Raw genomic sequence first — 18,456 nt, 5'->3', positions numbered from 1 at the left:
GATGTCCGAGCGTGTACCAGCTAATCAAGTACAAGACCATTTTGTACAAGACCATGTTATACAAGATAAAAGCGCCGTATTGGTGCACTTCATTCTGAAACTGGAAGATGGTTCAACGGCGGAATCAACACATATTCACGGTAAACCTGCGCTGTTTCGTTTAGGTGATGACAGCCTTTCTGATGCACTTGAGCAGCAGTTAATTGGTTTGAAAGTAGGTGATAAGCATGCTTTCACTTTACAACCTGAAGATGCGTTTGGTTTGGAAAGCCCTGATTTGATTCAGTACTTCACCCAGCGTGACTTTGCTCAAACTGGCGTGCCAGATGCCGGTACTATTATGCTATTTACCTCCCGTGATGGCAGTGAAATGCCAGGTGTGGTGCGGGAAGTGGCGGAAGAGTCTATTACTGTTGATTTTAATCACCCGTTGGCAGGGCATTCCATTAGCTTTGAAATTGAAGTGTTGGAGATTGACCCGCAACAGGAGGCAATGCATGCAGATATTGCTGGCTAATCCACGCGGCTTTTGTGCCGGAGTTGATCGGGCTATCAGTATTGTTGAACGCGCGATCGAAATGTATGGCGCGCCAATTTATGTGCGCCATGAAGTGGTACACAACCGTTATGTGGTTGATAGCTTGCGTGAACGTGGTGCTATCTTTATCGAGGAGATTTCAGAAGTGCCAGATGGCTCTATTCTGATTTTCTCGGCCCATGGCGTGTCGCAGGCTGTGCGAGCAGAAGCTCGTGAGCGCAAGCTTACTATGCTGTTTGACGCAACCTGCCCATTGGTGACCAAAGTTCATATGGAAGTCGCACGTGCTAGTCGCAAGGGTAAAGAAGCCATCTTGATAGGCCACGCCGGTCACCCGGAAGTGGAGGGTACCATGGGGCAATACAGCAACCCGAAAGGGGGGATGTATCTGGTTGAATCACCTGATGATGTATGGGCTTTGCAGGTTAAAGATGAGAACAATCTGTGTTTTATGACACAGACGACCTTGTCGGTTGATGATACCTCTGCAATTATCGATGCCTTACACCAGCGTTTCCCGAAGATTGTCGGTCCACGCAAAGATGATATCTGCTATGCCACGACCAACCGGCAAGAGGCGGTGCGCAATCTGGCTAATGATGCCGATGTGGTCTTAGTGGTTGGCTCGAAAAACTCCTCTAACTCTAATCGGTTGGCTGAGTTGGCACAGCGGATGGGTAAGCCTGCTTATCTCATTGATTCAGCGGCCGATATACAAGAGTTATGGTTACAGGGGGCTGCGTGTATAGGTGTTACCGCTGGCGCATCTGCTCCCGATATTCTGGTACAGCAAGTTATTGCGCGCTTGCAAGCTCTCGGTGCTGGTGGGTCTATCGAACTTAGTGGCCGTGAAGAGAGTATCGTCTTCGAAGTACCTAAAGAATTACGTGTCGATGTAAAACAGATCAACTGATTGATATCGTGCTTCAGCGTTAAAAAGCAGCCCTCAGTGGCTGCTTTTTTATGGGTGTATTTCACCATAACTGCATGAATATGCGAAATAACCGCACTATGCCAGATGAAGTGTTACCGAGTATTTTACCCTAAATAATTCGAGTTGCAGGAAGGCCGCTTGCGGCGGCCTTAACGAGGCGAGGCCCAAGGGTGGGCCGAGTAACGAACGCAGCCAACGCACATGCAGCTTGAAGTATGACGGGTATGTAAGGAATTAAGTGGTTTCACTGATAAAAGCATGCGTATATCATTTTTTTCTAATACAGATTAAATAGGCTGGCAGAGTCCATAGCGGGCGGCTAATCTGAACCTTGGTCAGGGTAGATGACACAATATGAGAGGAAGTATGACTGATTCAACAATTCGTATCGCTGTTGTTGGCGCGGGTGGCCGTATGGGCCGACAACTTATCCAGGCAATTACTCACACTGAAGGTGTGGTGCTGGGGGCTGCTGTTGAACGTGTCGGATCCACATTAGTGGGGAGCGATGCCGGCGAACTGGCCGGAGCGGGGTTGTTAAACATCACAGTAAGTGATGATTTATCTGACGTAGTTGATCATTTTGATGTGTTGATCGATTTTACCCGGCCTGAAGGCACGCTGGAGCATTTAGCCATTTGTCGTCAATATGGTAAGGCGATGATAATTGGCACTACTGGCTTTGATGATGCAGGTAAAGAAGCCATCAGTGCTGCGGCAACGGACATTGCTATTGTGTTCGCTGCCAATTTCAGTGTTGGGGTTAATGTGGTGCTAAAGCTGCTAGAAAAGGCAGCGAAAGTGATGGGCGACTATACCGATATCGAAATAATCGAGGCACATCATCGGCATAAAGTTGATGCACCTTCAGGTACTGCGCTGGCGATGGGGGAGGCAATTGCTGACTCACTAGGGCGTTCACTGAAAGATTGCGCGGTTTATAGCCGTGAAGGTCATACCGGCGAACGCAAACCCGGCACTATCGGTTTCGCAACCGTGCGTGCTGGCGATATTGTTGGAGAGCATACGGCTATGTTTGCTGATATTGGCGAGCGCGTTGAGATCACACACAAAGCGACCAGCCGTATGACTTTTGCCAATGGTGCGGTTAAATCGGCTATTTGGGTGTCAATGCGGGATAATGGCTTGTTTGATATGCGTGATGTATTGAATTTGAATGAACTTTAAAGGTGTAAAGCACAGCCAGTGATGTGGTTGTTTTTATCATAATCGTTTGATAACAGGGCAATATTTTATTGTCCTTTTTTATTTGTTTTAATAAATAATTATTTCATCAATAATTATTGATATAACCTTTATTTATCTATGTTTTTGTCTATTTTTTTTGTCTTTTAATCCCTTCCTTGGTCATTGGTTCTGATTTTTACTGCTCTGGAACGATATTTCTCAGTCACTACACCTCGCAACCGTTTACTATGTTAAGTTAGCATGTGTTTTTACCGCTATAATCCACTCATTTTAATGAGGACGGTAAAAAACAGAGAAAAAATGGCACTTTGGCTAGACAAAAGCGTCACTCATCATTAAAATGCGCCCAATTTGCCAAAAATTAGCTTTGAGGGCGGTTTTTGCATTGATTTAGATCGCTAGATATGAATTAATATGCAAATAATGTGACTGTTTATTCCTTGGAGGATGTTTTGATTAAGTCAGCGCTATTGGTTCTCGAAGACGGAACCCAATTTCACGGTCGGGCCATCGGGGCAGAGGGTACGGCAGTGGGGGAAGTGGTCTTCAATACGTCGATGACCGGTTATCAAGAAATCCTCACTGATCCTTCCTACTCCCGCCAGATCGTTACTCTTACTTATCCTCATATCGGCAATGTCGGCACTAATGCTTCCGACGAAGAATCCTCCGCAGTACATGCCCAAGGTCTTGTTATTCGCGACCTGCCTTTGATTGCCAGCAACTACCGTAATGAAGAAGGCTTAGCTGAGTATCTCAAGCGCCACAACATTGTTGCGATTGCTGATATCGATACGCGTAAGCTGACACGTTTGCTGCGTGAGAAAGGGGCACAAAACGGCTGCATTATTGTGGGTGACTTGTCTGATGCCACTTTAGCACTAGAAAAGGCGAAAGCATTCCCGGGCCTGAAGGGGATGGATCTGGCAAAAGAAGTGAGCACGAAAGAGCGTTATGACTGGTTGCAAGGTAGCTGGACTCTGGAAGGTGACTTACCTGCGGCAACGCCACCAGAAGATTTGCCATTCCATGTGGTGGCATACGACTACGGCGTGAAGCGCAATATTCTGCGCATGCTGGTGGATAGAGGCTGTCGCCTGACGGTAGTTCCGGCACAGACACCGGCAGAAGAGGTGCTGAAGCTGAACCCAGATGGCATTTTCTTATCCAACGGCCCAGGTGACCCAGAGCCATGTGATTATGCTATCGCGGCCATTAAGCGTTTTCTGGAAACCGACATTCCGGTGTTCGGCATCTGTTTAGGCCACCAATTACTGGCGCTGGCCAGTGGTGCAAAAACGGTAAAAATGAAGTTTGGTCACCACGGTGGCAACCATCCGGTGAAAGATTTAGATGCCGATTGCGTGATGATCACCGCACAGAACCACGGTTTTGCGGTAGATGAAACCACATTGCCATCCAACCTGCGAACGACACATGTTTCTTTATTCGATGGTTCTCTGCAAGGGATTCACCGCACTGATAAAGCCGCATTTAGCTTCCAGGGGCACCCAGAGGCCAGCCCAGGTCCGCATGATGCAGCGCCATTGTTTGATCACTTTATCGAACTGATTGAAGCTTACCGCGCAACAACTGCAAGCCGTAACAGTAGCCATACCAATAAATAATCAGGAGCCTCAAACCATGCCAAAACGTACAGATATAAAAAGCATCCTGATTCTGGGCGCTGGCCCAATCGTTATCGGCCAGGCCTGTGAGTTTGACTACTCTGGGGCTCAGGCTTGTAAGGCACTGCGTGAAGAAGGTTACCGTGTCATTCTGGTGAACTCCAATCCGGCAACCATCATGACTGACCCGGAAATGGCCGACGCCACTTATATCGAGCCAATCCACTGGGAAGTGGTACGCAAAATTATTGAAAAAGAGCGTCCAGATGCCGTTTTGCCCACTATGGGTGGCCAAACCGCACTGAACTGTGCGCTGGAGCTGGAACGCAAGGGCGTTCTGGCTGAGTTTGGTGTCACCATGATTGGTGCCACTGCCGATGCTATCGATAAAGCAGAAGACCGCCGTCGCTTTGATATCGCGATGAAGAAAATTGGTTTGGATACTGCACGTTCTGGTATCGCGCACAATATGGAAGAAGCACTGGCCGTAGCGGCTGATGTGGGCTTCCCTTGTATTATCCGCCCTTCCTTTACTATGGGCGGCACCGGCGGCGGTATCGCGTATAACCGTGAAGAGTTTGAAGAGATTTGTGAACGTGGGCTGGATTTATCGCCAACCAAAGAGCTGTTGATCGATGAGTCGCTGATTGGTTGGAAAGAGTATGAGATGGAAGTTGTGCGTGACAAAAACGACAACTGCATCATCGTCTGCTCCATCGAAAACTTCGATGCGATGGGTATCCACACCGGTGACTCGATCACCGTTGCTCCAGCTCAGACGCTGACTGATAAAGAATACCAAATCATGCGTAATGCCTCGATGGCAGTGCTGCGTGAAATCGGCGTAGAAACCGGTGGCTCCAACGTGCAGTTCTCGGTTAACCCGAAAAATGGCCGTTTGATTGTTATCGAAATGAACCCACGGGTATCCCGTTCTTCCGCTCTGGCCTCTAAAGCAACCGGCTTCCCGATTGCTAAAATTGCCGCCAAGCTGGCAGTAGGTTACACGCTGGATGAGTTGATGAATGATATCACTGGTGGTCGCACGCCGGCCTCCTTTGAGCCATCTATCGACTATGTTGTGACCAAAATCCCACGTTTTAACTTCGAAAAATTTGCCGGTGCGAATGACCGTCTGACCACACAGATGAAATCGGTTGGCGAAGTGATGGCAATTGGCCGCACCTTGCAGGAATCGCTGCAAAAAGCCTTGCGCGGTCTGGAAGTGGGCGCGACCGGTTTTGACCCGAAAGTGAGTTTGGATGACCCAGAAGCACTGACAAAAATTCGCCGCGAATTGAAAGAGGCCGGCTCTGATCGTATCTGGTATATCGCCGATGCTTTCCGTGCAGGCATGTCGGTTGATGGCGTTTTCAATCTGACTAACGTTGACCGCTGGTTCCTGGTGCAGATTGAAGAGTTGGTTCGTCTGGAAGAGAGCGTGGCAGAGTGCGGTATCAATGGCCTGAATGCTGATTTTATGCGCCAGTTGAAGCGCAAAGGCTTTGCCGATGCCCGTTTGGCAAAATTGGTCGGCGCGGCGGAAAGTGAAGTGCGTAAGCTGCGTTACAAGCAGGGTTTGCATCCGGTTTACAAGCGTGTAGATACCTGTGCGGCTGAATTCTCTACCGATACCGCCTACATGTACTCAACCTACGAGGAAGAGTGTGAATCCAACCCAACCAGTGATCGTCCGAAAGTGATGGTACTGGGCGGCGGCCCGAACCGTATCGGCCAGGGTATTGAATTCGACTACTGTTGTGTACATGCGTCACTGGCGCTGCGTGAAGACGGTTACGAGACCATCATGGTGAACTGTAACCCTGAAACGGTTTCGACCGACTACGATACCTCTGATCGCCTCTATTTCGAATCTGTCACTCTGGAAGATGTGTTGGAAATCGTGCGTATTGAGAAGCCGCAAGGCGTTATCGTGCAGTACGGTGGTCAGACTCCATTGAAATTAGCACGTGAACTGGAAGCTGCCGGTGTTCCTGTTATCGGTACCAGCCCGGATGCTATCGACCGTGCAGAAGACCGTGAGCGTTTCCAACAGGCGGTAAATCGTCTGGGCTTGAAACAGCCCGCGAACGCGACGGTTGCTACTATCGAACAAGCCGTAGAGAAAGCCACGGGTCTGGGTTATCCGCTAGTGGTCCGCCCATCGTATGTCTTGGGTGGTCGCGCGATGGAAATCGTTTATGACGAAGTTGACTTGCGCCGCTACTTCCAAAATGCAGTGAGTGTCTCCAACGATGCACCCGTGCTGTTGGATCGTTTCCTCGATGACGCTGTTGAAGTGGATGTTGATGCCATTTGCGACGGTGAGCGCGTGTTGATCGGTGGCATTATGGAGCACATTGAGCAAGCAGGGGTGCACTCCGGTGACTCAGCCTGTTCATTGCCCGCTTACACCCTGAGTAAAGAAATTCAGGATGTGATGCGCCAACAAGTTGAAAAACTGGCGTTTGAACTCTGCGTGCGCGGTTTAATGAATGTGCAGTTTGCCGTAAAGAATAACGAAGTTTATCTGATTGAAGTTAACCCTCGAGCAGCCCGTACCGTACCATTTGTGTCTAAAGCCACCGGTATGCCACTGGCAAAAATCGCCGCACGCGTGATGGTGGGGCAGTCATTGACAGAGCAGGGTATTCTGGAAGAAATTATCCCGCCTTATTACTCGGTAAAAGAAGTGGTATTGCCGTTTAACAAGTTCCCAGGTGTGGATCCGATTTTAGGACCAGAAATGCGTTCTACCGGTGAAGTGATGGGGGTCGGCCGGACCTTCGCTGAAGCTTTCTCTAAAGCCATGTTGGGCAGTCAATCTGGTATGAAAAAGAGTGGCCGCGCACTGTTATCGGTTCGTGAGGGAGATAAACACCGGGTGGTTGACTTGGCTGCCAAGTTGCTCAAACAGGGTTTTGAATTGGATGCAACCCACGGTACTGCGGTGGTTCTAGGCGAGGCAGGGATAAATCCACGCTTAGTCAACAAGGTACATGAAGGCCGTCCACACATTCAGGACCGTATCAAGAATGGCGAATATACTTATATTGTGAATACAACGGCAGGGCGTCAGGCGATTGAAGATTCTAAACTGATCCGCCGTAGTGCTTTGCAATATAAAGTGCATTACGACACTACCTTGAATGGTGGCTTCGCAACCGCGATGGCTTTGAATGCGGACCCTACCGAGCAAGTGATTTCAGTACAAGAAATGCATGCCAAGATTAAGAATATGAAAGCTTAATTTGGGCGCTAAGAAAGGGGGCGATGGAAACATCGCCCTTTTTTATGCTTACTATTTATAAAATCGCGCTTTTTACCCGCATAAACAGTATTTTTTATGCGCAGAAGTATTATTCATAAACGATAGTATTGTTCATAAACAATATTGGTGAAGATCAATGTTCGTGCGGGTTGTGGATAGTAGCTTATAGCCAGGCGTTAACAATCGGCGCAGCTAGCTTAATGCAACTTTGATACCCAGGCCGATCAACAGGCCGCCCAGTAATTTATCGACAACTTTTTGCACTTTCGCCAAACCGCGGCGTACGGGCGCACTTTGAATCAGAATTACCAGTAGGGGCCACCAGATAACGGCCAGTAGCCAGATGATTGAGGCGTACCACAGTTTCTCACCCACGCCGGAGTCTATCTGTAATATTTGTGTGAAAACGGCGAGAAAGAAAAGAGTCGCTTTGGGATTCAATAAATTGCAAAGATATCCCTGCAAGAATGCGGCTTTCAGCGTGACGGGATATTGTGCAGTGTTATCGATACTAAGCTTACTATCTCCTCGTGATAGCAGTGCCTGGATACCAATCCAGATCAAATAACAGGCTCCGGCATATTTCAGCAGGTTGAATAGCCATGGTGTGGTAGTGATAACAACTGCCAGGCCAGCCACGCAATAAGACATATGTGTCGCAACACCCAAAATTACACCAAGGGCTGTCATCATGGCTGCGGGGCGGCGATAGCGGGCAGCATTTTTGATTACCAGAAAGAAATCTGGCCCAGGGGAGAGCATGCCCAAGGTAGCAAGGGTGGCAACAAATATAGAGGTTTCAAGCATAAGGATTACCGAGTGATAGTGGTGCTGTCTGGCGATCATAACGCCACTTGGCTCCCTCTGCATTATTCTTATTTGTTATCTGTGGTGGTTTGGTTATCAGTAGTGATGGGATTGCAACAGATGTCTTTTACTTTTTGACGGATAGCGATGCACGAATATGAGCCTGGAAAATGTAATAAACAGTGATGTTTCGCATCAACAGCAGCGAGAGATTACGCGATTGTGCATCAAATGCGCCCTAATGCTGTTGCAACATGGGGCAGAAAGTATGCTAGTTGAGCAGCTATCTGCACGGCTTGGTATGGCTCTGGGGATGGACAGCGTTGAGAGTTCTATCTCGGCTAACGCAATCGTGTTGACCACTATCAGCGAAGGTAACTGCCTGACATCTACCCGTAAAAATACCGATCGTGGCATCAATATGCAGGTAGTCACTGAAGTGCAGCATATTGTGATTATGGCGGAGCATCGCTTATTGGATGCAAAAGATGTGGAAAAACGCTTCGAGCATATCAAACCTCTGCGTTATCCGCGCTGGCTGGTCGTTGTGATGGTGGCGCTCTCTTGTGGCTGTTTCAGTAAATTAAACGGTGGTGGTTGGGATGCGTTTTCCATTAGCTTTTTAGCCAGTGGGTTGGCGATGTTTGTTCGCCAGAGTCTGACGATTAATCATATGAATCCGCTGATTAATTTCTGCATCACTGCTTTTGTTGCCACATCCGCATCCGGTTTGTTGATGCGTTTACCGTTTTTCCAGGAAGCATCCAGCGTGGCGATGGCGGCCAGCGTACTGCTACTCGTGCCTGGGTTCCCGTTGATTAATGCGGTAGCCGATATGTTTAAGGGCCACGTTAATACCGGTTTGGCCCGTTGGGCGATGGCAAGTTTATTAACGTTATCAACCTGTATTGGGGTGATATTCGCGATGGCGTTATGGGGATTGCGGGGGTGGTAATGAATTTACTCTGGGCATTATTACAAGACATGGTGTTGGCGGCTATCCCGGCACTGGGTTTTGCTATGGTATTTAATGTGCCGGTGCGGGCATTGCGTTACTGCGCATTACTGGGAGCGGTCGGGCACGGTTCGCGTATGTTAATGATCCATTTTGGTATGAATATCGAGCTGGCTTCATTATTGGCTTCAATTATGATTGGCGTCATCGGGATTAACTGGTCACGCTGGTTGCTGGCACATCCAAAAGTTTTCACTGTCGCGGCTGTTATTCCTATGTTTCCGGGTATTTCCGCCTATACCGCAATGATATCGGTCGTTGAGATTTCTCACTTGGGTTATAGCGAAGCGTTAATGTCCACGATGGTGACCAATTTCTTGAAAGCGTCATTTATTGTTGGAGCGTTGTCGATTGGTTTATCTTTGCCAGGATTATGGTTATATCGCAAACGTCCTGGTGTATAAGACTTTTTTTCTGCTCTGTTCTTGTATCAGGCTAAGAGCAATCTTATATGTGTGATTAGCCTGCTTATCGCTATCGACGCTTGATTAGGCTTTACGTATAGTGTGAGCAATTTTTCGGTACTGGCTCTTGTAGCCTACAGGGTTTAAAAATGATTATCAGCCTGATCGCTGCGTTGGCGGCGGATCGCGTTATTGGTATGGAAAACGCCATGCCATGGCACCTACCGGCTGATTTAGCGTGGTTCAAACGTAACACGTTAAATAAACCGGTAATTATGGGTCGTAAGACCTTCGAATCAATCGGTCGTCCTTTGCCGGGGCGGTTGAATATTGTTATCAGTAGCCAGCCGGGTACTGATGAGCGCGTGACCTGGGCTACGTCAATTGAAGAAGCTCTCTCTTTCGCAGGCGACGTAGAAGAAGTTATGGTTATGGGGGGCGGACGGGTCTATAAGCAATTCTTAGCTCGCGCGAATCGTATGTATCTTACCCATATCGATGCGGAAGTAGGGGGGGATACTCATTTCCCTGACTATGAGCCGGATGAGTGGGAAAGCACATTCAGTGAGTTTCATGACGCAGATGAAGCGAACTCGCACAGCTATTGTTTTGAGATCCTTGAGCGCCGCTGATTATTGCTACCATCCCAAATAAGACCTGTCTGCCTCAAACAAGAACGTCACCAAAAATAAAGGCGCATATTATGCGCCTTTATTTTTTAACATCTAATTATCAGTATATTACAGATAACTAAAGGGATCTTTTGCCGCTGCTATTTCATCAGTGTTACTTACTTCTGCTTCCACTTTGAATGCATGCTGTGTGAAATAGCGTTTATCTTCCCAGCGCAGCAGCGTTAAATCGCCGCCCCAGCAACAGCCGGTATCCAAGCCATAAATACCTTCAGGAACACCTTTCCCTTCCAGCGATGCCCAGTGACCAAAAATAATTGAATAGTCAGGGGAGACCAATCTTGGCAACTCGAACCAAGGCTTGAGTGGAGCGGGGGCATTTTCTGGCGTATCTTTACAGATCATATCCAACTGCCCGTTCGGGAAACAAAAACGCATGCGAGTCAGTGCATTAGTACTAAAACGCAAGCGTGCTAGCCCGGATAGCTCTGGTGACCAGTTATTCGGCATATCGCCGTACATGGCATCGAGGAAGAGTGGATAGCTATCACTACTTAATACCGCCTCCACTTCACGTGCACACATTTGGGCGGTTTCAATATCCCATTGAGGTGTTATCCCGGCATGAGCCATGATCAATTTTAATTCATCATCAACTTGTAAGACCGGTTGGCGACGCAGCCAATTAATCAGCTCATCAGCATCCGGCGCCTCAAGCAGTGGAGTAATACGATCTTTGGGTTTATTACGGCTGATACCGGCATAAACGGCCAGTAAATGCAGGTCATGGTTACCCAGAACCATACGAACAGCAGGCCCTAATGAGCGGACATAACGTAAAACATCCAGTGATGCTGGGCCACGGGCAACTAAATCACCGGTTAACCACAAAGTATCCTGCTGCGGATCAAAGCTCACCTGTGCTAATAGCGCAAGCAGCTCATCGAGGCAGCCATGAACATCGCCAATAAGATAAGTAGACATAGTTGAAAGGTCAGAGTTAATGGATCAGTGCTGGGATCGCTAAGCGGAACACCGGAATTGCAGTACGGAAGGGCTGACCAAGGTGATCAACCATCTCATAATGCCCTTCCATGGTACCCAGCGGGGTTTCCAGTACAGCACCGCTGGTGTATTGAAACTCATTACCTGGCTGGATCAACGGCTGTTCGCCGATGACCCCTTCACCCTGAACTTCAGTCTGCCGGCCATTACTATTAGTGATTAACCAATAACGACCAATCAGTTGCACATTTGAACGACCCAAATTGCGTATCGTCACGGTATAGGCGAAGACGAAACGTTCTTCATCAGGTATCGACTGGGTTTCCACATAGATACTCTGCACCTGTACACAAACGCGGGGCTGTTCAATCATAATGTGCTCCTGCTTATTCTTGCGGTGTCGATTGAGCTGAAAGCCAGTTAGCCAGCTTACAGTATTGCGCTACCGAAATATTCTCTGCCCGTAATATCGGGTCAATACCTAATTCGATTAACTGCTCTGGAGTGAATAGATCACCTAAGCTGTTACGCACGGTTTTTCTGCGCTGATTAAATGCTTGCGTGGTAATGCGGCTAAGCATACGAACGTCACCAACCGGATTCGGCATGTTGACATGCGGAATCAAGCGCACCACGGCCGAATCAACTTTTGGCGCGGGGGTAAACGCCGTTGGCGGTACTTCTAGCACCGGGATAACATTGCAATAGTATTGCGCCATCACCGTCAGTCGGCCATACGCTTTACTATTAGGTCCTGCGACCAGACGATTAACCACTTCTTTTTGCAACATGAAATGCATGTCACGAATAGCATCAGTATAGCTGAAAAGATGGAACATCAGCGGGGTGGAAATGTTGTATGGCAAGTTACCAAACACACGTAATGGCTGCCCTGCAAGCTCTGCTAACTCAGAAAAATTAACTTTCATCGCATCTTGTTGATGGATGGTTAGCTTGTCTTTCAGTTGCGGATGGCTGGCTAAACGAGCCGCCAGATCGCGATCAAGCTCGATCACCGTCATATGATCCATACGCGCAGCAACAGGTTCAGTCAATGCCCCTAAACCGGGACCTATTTCAACTACGGCTTCGCCAGGAACGGGGTGAATTGCAGAAACAATACTGTCGATGACAAACTGATCGTTTAAAAAGTTTTGTCCAAAGCGTTTGCGGGCAAAATGCCCTTGGTGGACTCTATTATTCATTGCTGTTATTTATCATTTTAATGGCTAAGTTTAATGCCGTAATGAAACTGCCAACATCGGCAGAACCGGTTGCGGCGAGTTCTAAAGCGGTACCGTGATCCACAGAAGTGCGGATAAAAGGCAAACCGAGAGTGATATTTACTGCTCGGCCAAACCCTTGATACTTCAGCACTGGCAATCCTTGATCATGATACATCGCCAGAACCGCATCTGCATGTTGTAGATATTTAGGCTGAAATAGGGTGTCTGCTGGTAGAGGGCCGATAAGATTTATACCTTGCTGACGCAGTGCATCTAGTGCAGGAATAATGGTATCGATCTCTTCATGGCCCATATGGCCACCTTCACCTGCGTGAGGATTCAGTCCGCACACGTAAATCTGTGGTTGGCTAATGCCAAATTTGGTTTTCAGGTCACTATCAAGAATGGTGATCACTTCATGCAGGCTAGCTTGAGTGATTGCGCCAGGTACGGCCAGCAGAGGTAAGTGGGTTGTCGCCAATGCCACACGTAACTCTTCAGTTGCCAGCATCATCACTACCCGTGGGCAGAGGCTGCGATCTGCAAAAAACTCGGTGTGTCCGATAAAAGGGATGCCAGCATCATTGATAATACTTTTTTGTACCGGGCCGGTGACCAATGCAGAAAATTCCCCGCTTATCGCGCCATCACAAGCCTTAGCCAATGTTTTCACAACATAGTGGCTGTTTTGGATGTCGAGTTTGCCGGGGATCACTTCTGTGGCCGTTTTTACCGGCAAGATAGTCAGTGACCCCGCTTGTTGCACTAACGCAGGCTTGCTGGCTTGATATTCACGCAACTGCAAAGGCAGATTAAGCTGACGGGCCCGAGCAAGTAGCAAGGCCGGATCGGCACACACCACTAACTCAACAGGCCAATCCTGTTGAGCCAGGGCGACGACTAAATCGGGCCCGACCCCGGCTGGCTCACCGGGGGTAATAACAATACGATTATTATGGTTGTGCATTACTACCATCAAGAATTTTTACATAAGCAGCAGCACGCTGCTCTTGCATCCAAGTTTGAGCTTCTTCAGCAAATTTACGGCTAAAGAGCATACGGTATGCCTTGTCTTTCTGTGCTGCATCAGTCTTGTCTACCTGACGTGTATCGACAACCTGAATTAAGTGCCAGCCGAAAGAAGAGTGAACCGGTGCACTGATCTCACCTTTTTGCAGTTTCATCAGCGCATCACGGAACGCCGGGTCATAAATATCTGGTGATGCCCAACCTAAATCACCGCCTTGCATTGCAGAACCAGGATCCTGAGAGATCTCTTTGGCAATAGTGGCGAAGCTGGATTTACCACTCTTAATATCTGCCGCCGCTGCCGCTAACTTGGCACGAGCCTGATCGTCGGTCATTACCGGTGAAGGTTTCAGCAAGATGTGGCGGGCGTGAACTTCAGTCACGGAAACGGTCTTATCCGCACCACGGATATCATTTACTTTCAGGATGTGGAAACCGACACCAGAACGGATTGGCCCGACAACATCACCTTTGTTCGCAGTTTGTAATCTTTCAGCAAACAAAGAAGGCAGTTCCTGTAATTTGCCCCAACCCATCTGGCCGCCTTTCAGCGCCTGAGAGTCCGCCGAGTTGGCGATAGCCAATTTACCAAAATCAGCGCCGCCTTTAATGTCGGAGACTAATTTGTTAGCCAGCTCTTCAGCCTGATCAACTTGTTGCTGAGAGGGATTTTCTGGCAATGGGATAAGAATGTGGCTGAGGTTCAGTTCAGCATCACCGCTGGTCTGGTTCCCAACTTGTTTGGCCAGTGACTCAACTTCCTGTGGCAGGATAGTTATTCGGCGGCGTACTTCGTTGTTACGCACTTCAGAAGTCAGCATCTCTTTACGGATCTGCTCGCGGTAAGTGTCATAATTCAGGCCATCAGCAGCCAGACGACTACGCATCTGAGCGGGAGTCATGCGGTTTTGCGCAGCGATATCAGCAATGGCTTTATCCAATGCTTCATCACTGATAGTAATGCCCATCTTCTTCGCCATCTGTAACTGGATATTATCCATGATCAGACGCTCAAGAATCTGATGACGTAACGTCGCATCATCAGGAACTTGTTGCCCAGACTGCTGTGCATTCAGTTTCACGGATTGTAACAGACCGTCAACGTCACTTTGCAAAACGACGCCGTTATCAACCACTGCGGCAACTTTATCAACTTCTTGTGGTGCTGCGAACGCGGTATTGGCACAGACAACCAATCCGAGAATAAGCGTTCTCCAGTTCTTCATACCTTTTCCATTTATGTAATCCGCTTTAGCGGGTTAAAATTCACTGTATTCAGTGTGTTACACAGTATCAGAATGCACTTTGATAAGGCAGAATGCCTGAGCGCAGCATTTGTGCAGTACCCAGGTTGTGGTCGCTGCTCAGACCACGTAATTCAATGTTAAAACCAATCTTGTTATCATACTTACTGGCTTCTGTTTGTGAATTCCAGCCAGTAATTTTACGTTCATAGCCCACGTTTATAGCCCAGCAACACGTGTTGTATTGTAAACCAACTAACTGGCTAGCGGGCTGATTGGCTTTGGTATCGTAGTAATAAGCACCGACTAATGCCCAACGATCCGCAATCGGCCAACTGGCGGTAGCACCAATCTGAGAAATGCCTTGCTGATAACCAGGACTTTTTACATTCGGTACTGCTGCCTGAATATATTCTGGGCTGGCATAGCGGTAATTCAATTGAATCATACGCTCTGAGTCTTTTCTATACTCCATTACCGCGTTACCCAGGGTCAAACTCCCCAGACGGGTATCATACTGCACGCCACCTTTTAGACCCACTTGATCACTGATACGCCAGAATGTATCACCAGCCCAAACAAGGCTACCAGTATCATCACTGTTATCAATTGTTTCGCTATTACCGGTACGCGAACGGCTGAAGTAATAGATTTGACCCACAGAAGCATTAAAACGTTCAACCAGCGCATCATCATATATGCGTGAAGTTAAACCGGTAGATACCTGATTCGCAGACGCTATGCGGTCCAAGCCACTATAGGTACGGTCACGGAACAGTCCCGAGTAGTCTGACTGCATCAGCGTGGTGTCGTAAATATAGATATCATCCTGATTGCGGTATGGAACATAGAGATACTGCATCCGTGGTTCGAGTGTCTGGGTGAAGCCTTCACTCCAATCCATTGGCCGATCAAATACCACTTTGCCATCAATTTTAAATTGCGGCATCACCCGGTTAATCGAGTCTTTCAGGTCAGGAACCGTCGCATCCTGCCCATTCTGGTTTTTGTAATTATTGGCAAATCCTGTCGGGATATCCTGCTGATAATGGGTTGCCAGTAATTTAGCTTCGGTATTCAGGCTACCCCAACCGTTGGACAGTGGTAGGTTAATCGCCGGTTCAATATGGAAGCGGCTGGCTTCTGGGTTTTCTGGATTGACGCTGGTGAATTTGGCGGCTTGACCGTAAACATGCAGATCAAACAGGCCAATATCATTTTTATAGTAGTTCATATCCAACTGAGGTTGGGCCCGGTAAGCATTATTATTACCGGCGTCAGTAAAGACTTGGAACTGTTTAGAGGCCAAGGTGGCATCCCAGTTTTGATCAGCATAGCCAACGCTGAATATTTGGGTTGCATAGCCGTCAGTGGTCGATCCGTATTGCGACGTTAAATCAGTAAAGTAATCTGGGTCACTAACACGGGTATAGTTGACGTTGAAACGCCAGACTTTATCCATCACACCGGAATGGCCCCAGTAGTACAACCAGCGGGTGGCATCTTTATCGGTACCATCGGTGCCGTGGTATAAGCGATCACTCGGTAGCCAGTCTAATGCCATGGTGCCGCTGCCCGGAGCCAGCAAGTAGCGGAACTCGTTTTGCCACTGTAACCCACGCCGTTCCATGTAGTGAGGCGTAATTGTAGCATCGAAGTTGGGCGCAATATTCCAGTAGTATGGCAGCATAAATTCGATGCCGTTATTACTGGTATATTTAGCATTAGGGATCAGGAAGCCTGAGCGGCGTTTATCACCAACCGGTAATTGCATATAAGGACTGTAGAACACCGGTACTTTGCCAATCTTAAAGCGGGCATTCCAGATTTCTGCTACTTCTTCTTCGCGGTCATGAATAACCTCAGAGCCCACGACACTCCAGCTATTATCACCTGGTAGACAGGAGGTAAACGTCCCATTTTCTAAAATGGTGTAACGGTTCTGACCTCGTAACTTCATTAAATCCGCATCACCACGCCCTTGACGGCCGACCATCTGATATTTGCCTTTATCCATATCAGTGTCTTTGGTATTCAAGTTTGACCAGCCTTTCGGGCCTTTCAGCTTGATTTGCGGATCGTCATAATTAACGTCGCCAGTGGCCGTGACAGTACGAACTGGGATAGCTTCACCGGGTTTTTGTACCTGCGTCAGTTCAACCTGATTCGCGGTCAGGGTGCTATTGCCTTGCTGGACAATGACATTGCCGGTGAACAAGGCATTATCGGGATAATTGGCTTCGGTTTTATCCGCATTAATACGGACCGGTAGCTGATTCGGATCACCGCTGACCAATGGCTGATCATAGGTGGGTACACCAAGCATACATTGCTCAGCGAGGCCGGCCAGCGATTGCTGGCTATATAGTGCCGTCCATATCAATGTGGCCAGCAGTGTTGGGAATCTTTTTTTCATACGCGGTTTTGGTGTTCCGTCATCGGGGGGCATCATGCCGGCAAACGGTCTGAGACTATATTACTCATCACAGTTGCGCTAGCGTTAAATCCGGCCGTTTGCACGTCTCGTTGTTAGGCGCTGAGCTGAATGCCGAGTATGATAATGCAAATTTTGACTGACGGCATGATGAATTGAGGAGTATATGCGGTATTGGGGAAAACTGCTCGGTCTGGTATTGGGCTTAATGTCTGGTGCTGGTTTCTGGGGTGTGGTACTGGGGTTGCTTGTCGGCCATATGGTAGACAGGGTGCGAAGCACGAAGCGCCGCGGCTATTTTGCCGATCAACAAACACGACAATTAATTTTTTTCCGCGCCACTTTTCAGGTCATGGGGCATTTAACCAAGGCCAAAGGGCGGGTTACGGAAGTTGATATTCAACTCGCCAGCCAGTTGATGGATCGAATGCAATTGCACGGTGAAGCTCGAACTGCCGCACAGCAAGCGTTTCGCGAAGGGAAAGAAAGTGATTTCCCGTTGCGTGAAAGATTGCAGGAATTACGTGGTGTCTGTTTTGGGCGTTTCGATTTAATTCGGATGTTTCTGGAAATTCAATTACAGGCCGCATTTGCTGATGGATCTTTGCATCCTAACGAGCGGCAAGTGTTGTATGTCATTGCTGAAGAGTTAGGGATTTCGCGCGGCCAGTTTGATCAGTTCTTGAGCATGATTGAAGGCGGCCGTCAATTTGGTGGTCACGGCGGTTGGCAGGGCCAGCAGGGTGGATATTCTCAGGGGGGCTATCAGCAAGCCTCGAATGGCCCGACTTTAGAGGATGCCTGCAAAGTGCTGGGTATTAGCAATACTGACGACAGTGTGACCATCAAGCGTGCTTACCGTAAGTTAATGGGGGAACATCATCCAGATAAGTTGGTGGCAAAAGGTCTGCCACCTGAAATGATGGAGATGGCGAAGCAAAAAGCCCAAGAGATTCAAGCTGCGTATGATTTGATTAAGCGCGAAAAGGGATTTAAATAGGTTTTGTTTCAACAGTGCCCACCTCAGATCGGCGTTAATGCGCCGTTCTGAGGTAATTTCGGGCCAATACTCTTACGACA

16 protein-coding genes are annotated in these 18,456 nt (G+C 48.2%); 9 read left to right on the top strand and 7 right to left on the bottom strand.

Annotated elements, in window-relative coordinates:
- Position 1: 1 nt before the first annotated feature.
- From fkpB to carB, 5 genes are all read left to right on the top strand, one after another.
- On the top strand, positions 2 to 517 hold the full coding sequence (gene fkpB / locus V1955_RS18750; RefSeq protein WP_193784729.1) for an FKBP-type peptidyl-prolyl cis-trans isomerase: 516 nt from the start codon (positions 2 to 4) through the stop codon (positions 515 to 517).
- On the top strand, positions 498 to 1,451 hold the full coding sequence (gene ispH / locus V1955_RS18745) for a 4-hydroxy-3-methylbut-2-enyl diphosphate reductase (protein WP_442821269.1): 954 nt from the start codon (positions 498 to 500) through the stop codon (positions 1,449 to 1,451). Before fkpB ends, ispH begins: the two co-directional genes overlap by 20 nt.
- Before the next feature lie 387 nt (positions 1,452 to 1,838).
- The gene (dapB, locus tag V1955_RS18740; protein ID WP_442821268.1) at positions 1,839 to 2,660 is read left to right on the top strand and encodes a 4-hydroxy-tetrahydrodipicolinate reductase; all 822 of its coding nucleotides are present in this window, start codon (positions 1,839 to 1,841) and stop codon (positions 2,658 to 2,660) included.
- Positions 2,661 to 3,133: 473 nt separating this feature from the next.
- Entirely contained in the window at positions 3,134 to 4,309 is a 1,176-nt protein-coding gene (gene carA / locus V1955_RS18735) for a glutamine-hydrolyzing carbamoyl-phosphate synthase small subunit (RefSeq protein WP_083160602.1), read from the top strand.
- Positions 4,310 to 4,325: 16 nt separating this feature from the next.
- On the top strand, positions 4,326 to 7,559 hold the full coding sequence (carB, locus tag V1955_RS18730) for a carbamoyl-phosphate synthase large subunit (RefSeq protein ID WP_372568657.1): 3,234 nt from the start codon (positions 4,326 to 4,328) through the stop codon (positions 7,557 to 7,559).
- Positions 7,560 to 7,772: 213 nt separating this feature from the next.
- Here carB and V1955_RS18725 read toward each other — a convergent pair whose 3' ends face one another.
- Positions 7,773 to 8,387, bottom strand: coding sequence for a LysE family transporter (locus tag V1955_RS18725; protein ID WP_083160600.1), 615 nt, complete (start codon positions 8,385 to 8,387; stop codon positions 7,773 to 7,775).
- Positions 8,388 to 8,544: 157 nt separating this feature from the next.
- Between V1955_RS18725 and V1955_RS18720 the strand changes: the two genes are divergently transcribed.
- From V1955_RS18720 to folA, 3 genes are all read left to right on the top strand, one after another.
- Positions 8,545 to 9,342 carry a threonine/serine ThrE exporter family protein gene (locus V1955_RS18720; protein ID WP_083160598.1) on the top strand — a complete coding sequence of 266 codons (798 nt, stop codon included), beginning with the start codon at positions 8,545 to 8,547 and terminating at the stop codon, positions 9,340 to 9,342.
- Complete coding sequence (locus tag V1955_RS18715) at positions 9,342 to 9,806, top strand: threonine/serine exporter (protein ID WP_193784728.1); 465 nt, start codon at positions 9,342 to 9,344, stop codon at positions 9,804 to 9,806. The genes V1955_RS18720 and V1955_RS18715 overlap by 1 nt, the downstream gene beginning before the upstream one ends.
- Before the next feature lie 149 nt (positions 9,807 to 9,955).
- On the top strand, positions 9,956 to 10,438 hold the full coding sequence (gene folA, locus V1955_RS18710) for a type 3 dihydrofolate reductase (RefSeq protein ID WP_083160596.1): 483 nt from the start codon (positions 9,956 to 9,958) through the stop codon (positions 10,436 to 10,438).
- Positions 10,439 to 10,546: 108 nt separating this feature from the next.
- Here the strand turns inward: folA and apaH are convergent, their stop codons facing one another.
- The 6 genes from apaH to lptD all read right to left on the bottom strand — a co-directional run bounded on the left by apaH (position 10,547) and on the right by lptD (position 17,358).
- Positions 10,547 to 11,422, bottom strand: coding sequence for a bis(5'-nucleosyl)-tetraphosphatase (symmetrical) ApaH (gene apaH, locus V1955_RS18705; RefSeq protein ID WP_083160594.1), 876 nt, complete (start codon positions 11,420 to 11,422; stop codon positions 10,547 to 10,549).
- A gap of 16 nt (positions 11,423 to 11,438) precedes the next feature.
- Positions 11,439 to 11,816, bottom strand: coding sequence for a Co2+/Mg2+ efflux protein ApaG (gene apaG / locus V1955_RS18700; RefSeq protein WP_083160592.1), 378 nt, complete (start codon positions 11,814 to 11,816; stop codon positions 11,439 to 11,441).
- A gap of 13 nt (positions 11,817 to 11,829) precedes the next feature.
- Positions 11,830 to 12,648 (bottom strand): 16S rRNA (adenine(1518)-N(6)/adenine(1519)-N(6))-dimethyltransferase RsmA, encoded by an 819-nt coding sequence (gene rsmA, locus V1955_RS18695; protein WP_083160590.1) that lies wholly within the window; start codon positions 12,646 to 12,648, stop codon positions 11,830 to 11,832.
- Positions 12,641 to 13,636: a 4-hydroxythreonine-4-phosphate dehydrogenase PdxA gene (pdxA, locus tag V1955_RS18690; RefSeq protein ID WP_442821267.1), complete on the bottom strand. Its 996-nt coding sequence runs from the start codon at positions 13,634 to 13,636 to the stop codon at positions 12,641 to 12,643. The genes rsmA and pdxA overlap by 8 nt, the downstream gene beginning before the upstream one ends.
- Entirely contained in the window at positions 13,623 to 14,924 is a 1,302-nt protein-coding gene (surA, locus tag V1955_RS18685) for a peptidylprolyl isomerase SurA (protein WP_083160586.1), read from the bottom strand. The genes pdxA and surA overlap by 14 nt, the downstream gene beginning before the upstream one ends.
- Positions 14,925 to 14,991: 67 nt before the next feature.
- Complete coding sequence (gene lptD, locus V1955_RS18680; protein WP_442821266.1) at positions 14,992 to 17,358, bottom strand: LPS assembly protein LptD; 2,367 nt, start codon at positions 17,356 to 17,358, stop codon at positions 14,992 to 14,994.
- 184 nt (positions 17,359 to 17,542) lie between these two features.
- Between lptD and djlA the strand changes: the two genes are divergently transcribed.
- On the top strand, positions 17,543 to 18,376 hold the full coding sequence (gene djlA / locus V1955_RS18675) for a co-chaperone DjlA (RefSeq protein WP_083160582.1): 834 nt from the start codon (positions 17,543 to 17,545) through the stop codon (positions 18,374 to 18,376).
- The last annotated feature ends 80 nt before the right edge of the window (positions 18,377 to 18,456 follow it).

This window comes from Yersinia sp. 2545 StPb PI (assembly GCF_052217125.1).
GTDB classification, from domain to species: Bacteria; Pseudomonadota; Gammaproteobacteria; order Enterobacterales; family Enterobacteriaceae; genus Yersinia; species Yersinia enterocolitica_E.
This window is presented reverse-complemented; position numbering and strand designations above follow the sequence as displayed.

Bases quoted from the DNA above. Each gene is read 5' to 3' on its own strand.
- dapB (WP_442821268.1), top strand. From the start codon at position 1,839: ATGACTGATTCAACAATTCGTATCGCTGTTGTTGGCGCGGGTGGCCGT.
- apaH (WP_083160594.1), bottom strand. From the start codon at position 11,422: ATGTCTACTTATCTTATTGGCGATGTTCATGGCTGCCTCGATGAGCTG.
- V1955_RS18725 (WP_083160600.1), bottom strand. From the start codon at position 8,387: ATGCTTGAAACCTCTATATTTGTTGCCACCCTTGCTACCTTGGGCATG.
- rsmA (WP_083160590.1), bottom strand. From the start codon at position 12,648: ATGAATAATAGAGTCCACCAAGGGCATTTTGCCCGCAAACGCTTTGGA.
- ispH (WP_442821269.1), top strand. From the start codon at position 498: ATGCAGATATTGCTGGCTAATCCACGCGGCTTTTGTGCCGGAGTTGAT.
- V1955_RS18720 (WP_083160598.1), top strand. From the start codon at position 8,545: ATGAGCCTGGAAAATGTAATAAACAGTGATGTTTCGCATCAACAGCAG.
- apaG (WP_083160592.1), bottom strand. From the start codon at position 11,816: ATGATTGAACAGCCCCGCGTTTGTGTACAGGTGCAGAGTATCTATGTG.
- surA (WP_083160586.1), bottom strand. From the start codon at position 14,924: ATGAAGAACTGGAGAACGCTTATTCTCGGATTGGTTGTCTGTGCCAAT.
- V1955_RS18715 (WP_193784728.1), top strand. From the start codon at position 9,342: ATGAATTTACTCTGGGCATTATTACAAGACATGGTGTTGGCGGCTATC.
- carB (WP_372568657.1), top strand. From the start codon at position 4,326: ATGCCAAAACGTACAGATATAAAAAGCATCCTGATTCTGGGCGCTGGC.
- djlA (WP_083160582.1), top strand. From the start codon at position 17,543: ATGCGGTATTGGGGAAAACTGCTCGGTCTGGTATTGGGCTTAATGTCT.
- fkpB (WP_193784729.1), top strand. From the start codon at position 2: ATGTCCGAGCGTGTACCAGCTAATCAAGTACAAGACCATTTTGTACAA.
- folA (WP_083160596.1), top strand. From the start codon at position 9,956: ATGATTATCAGCCTGATCGCTGCGTTGGCGGCGGATCGCGTTATTGGT.
- pdxA (WP_442821267.1), bottom strand. From the start codon at position 13,636: ATGCACAACCATAATAATCGTATTGTTATTACCCCCGGTGAGCCAGCC.
- lptD (WP_442821266.1), bottom strand. From the start codon at position 17,358: ATGAAAAAAAGATTCCCAACACTGCTGGCCACATTGATATGGACGGCA.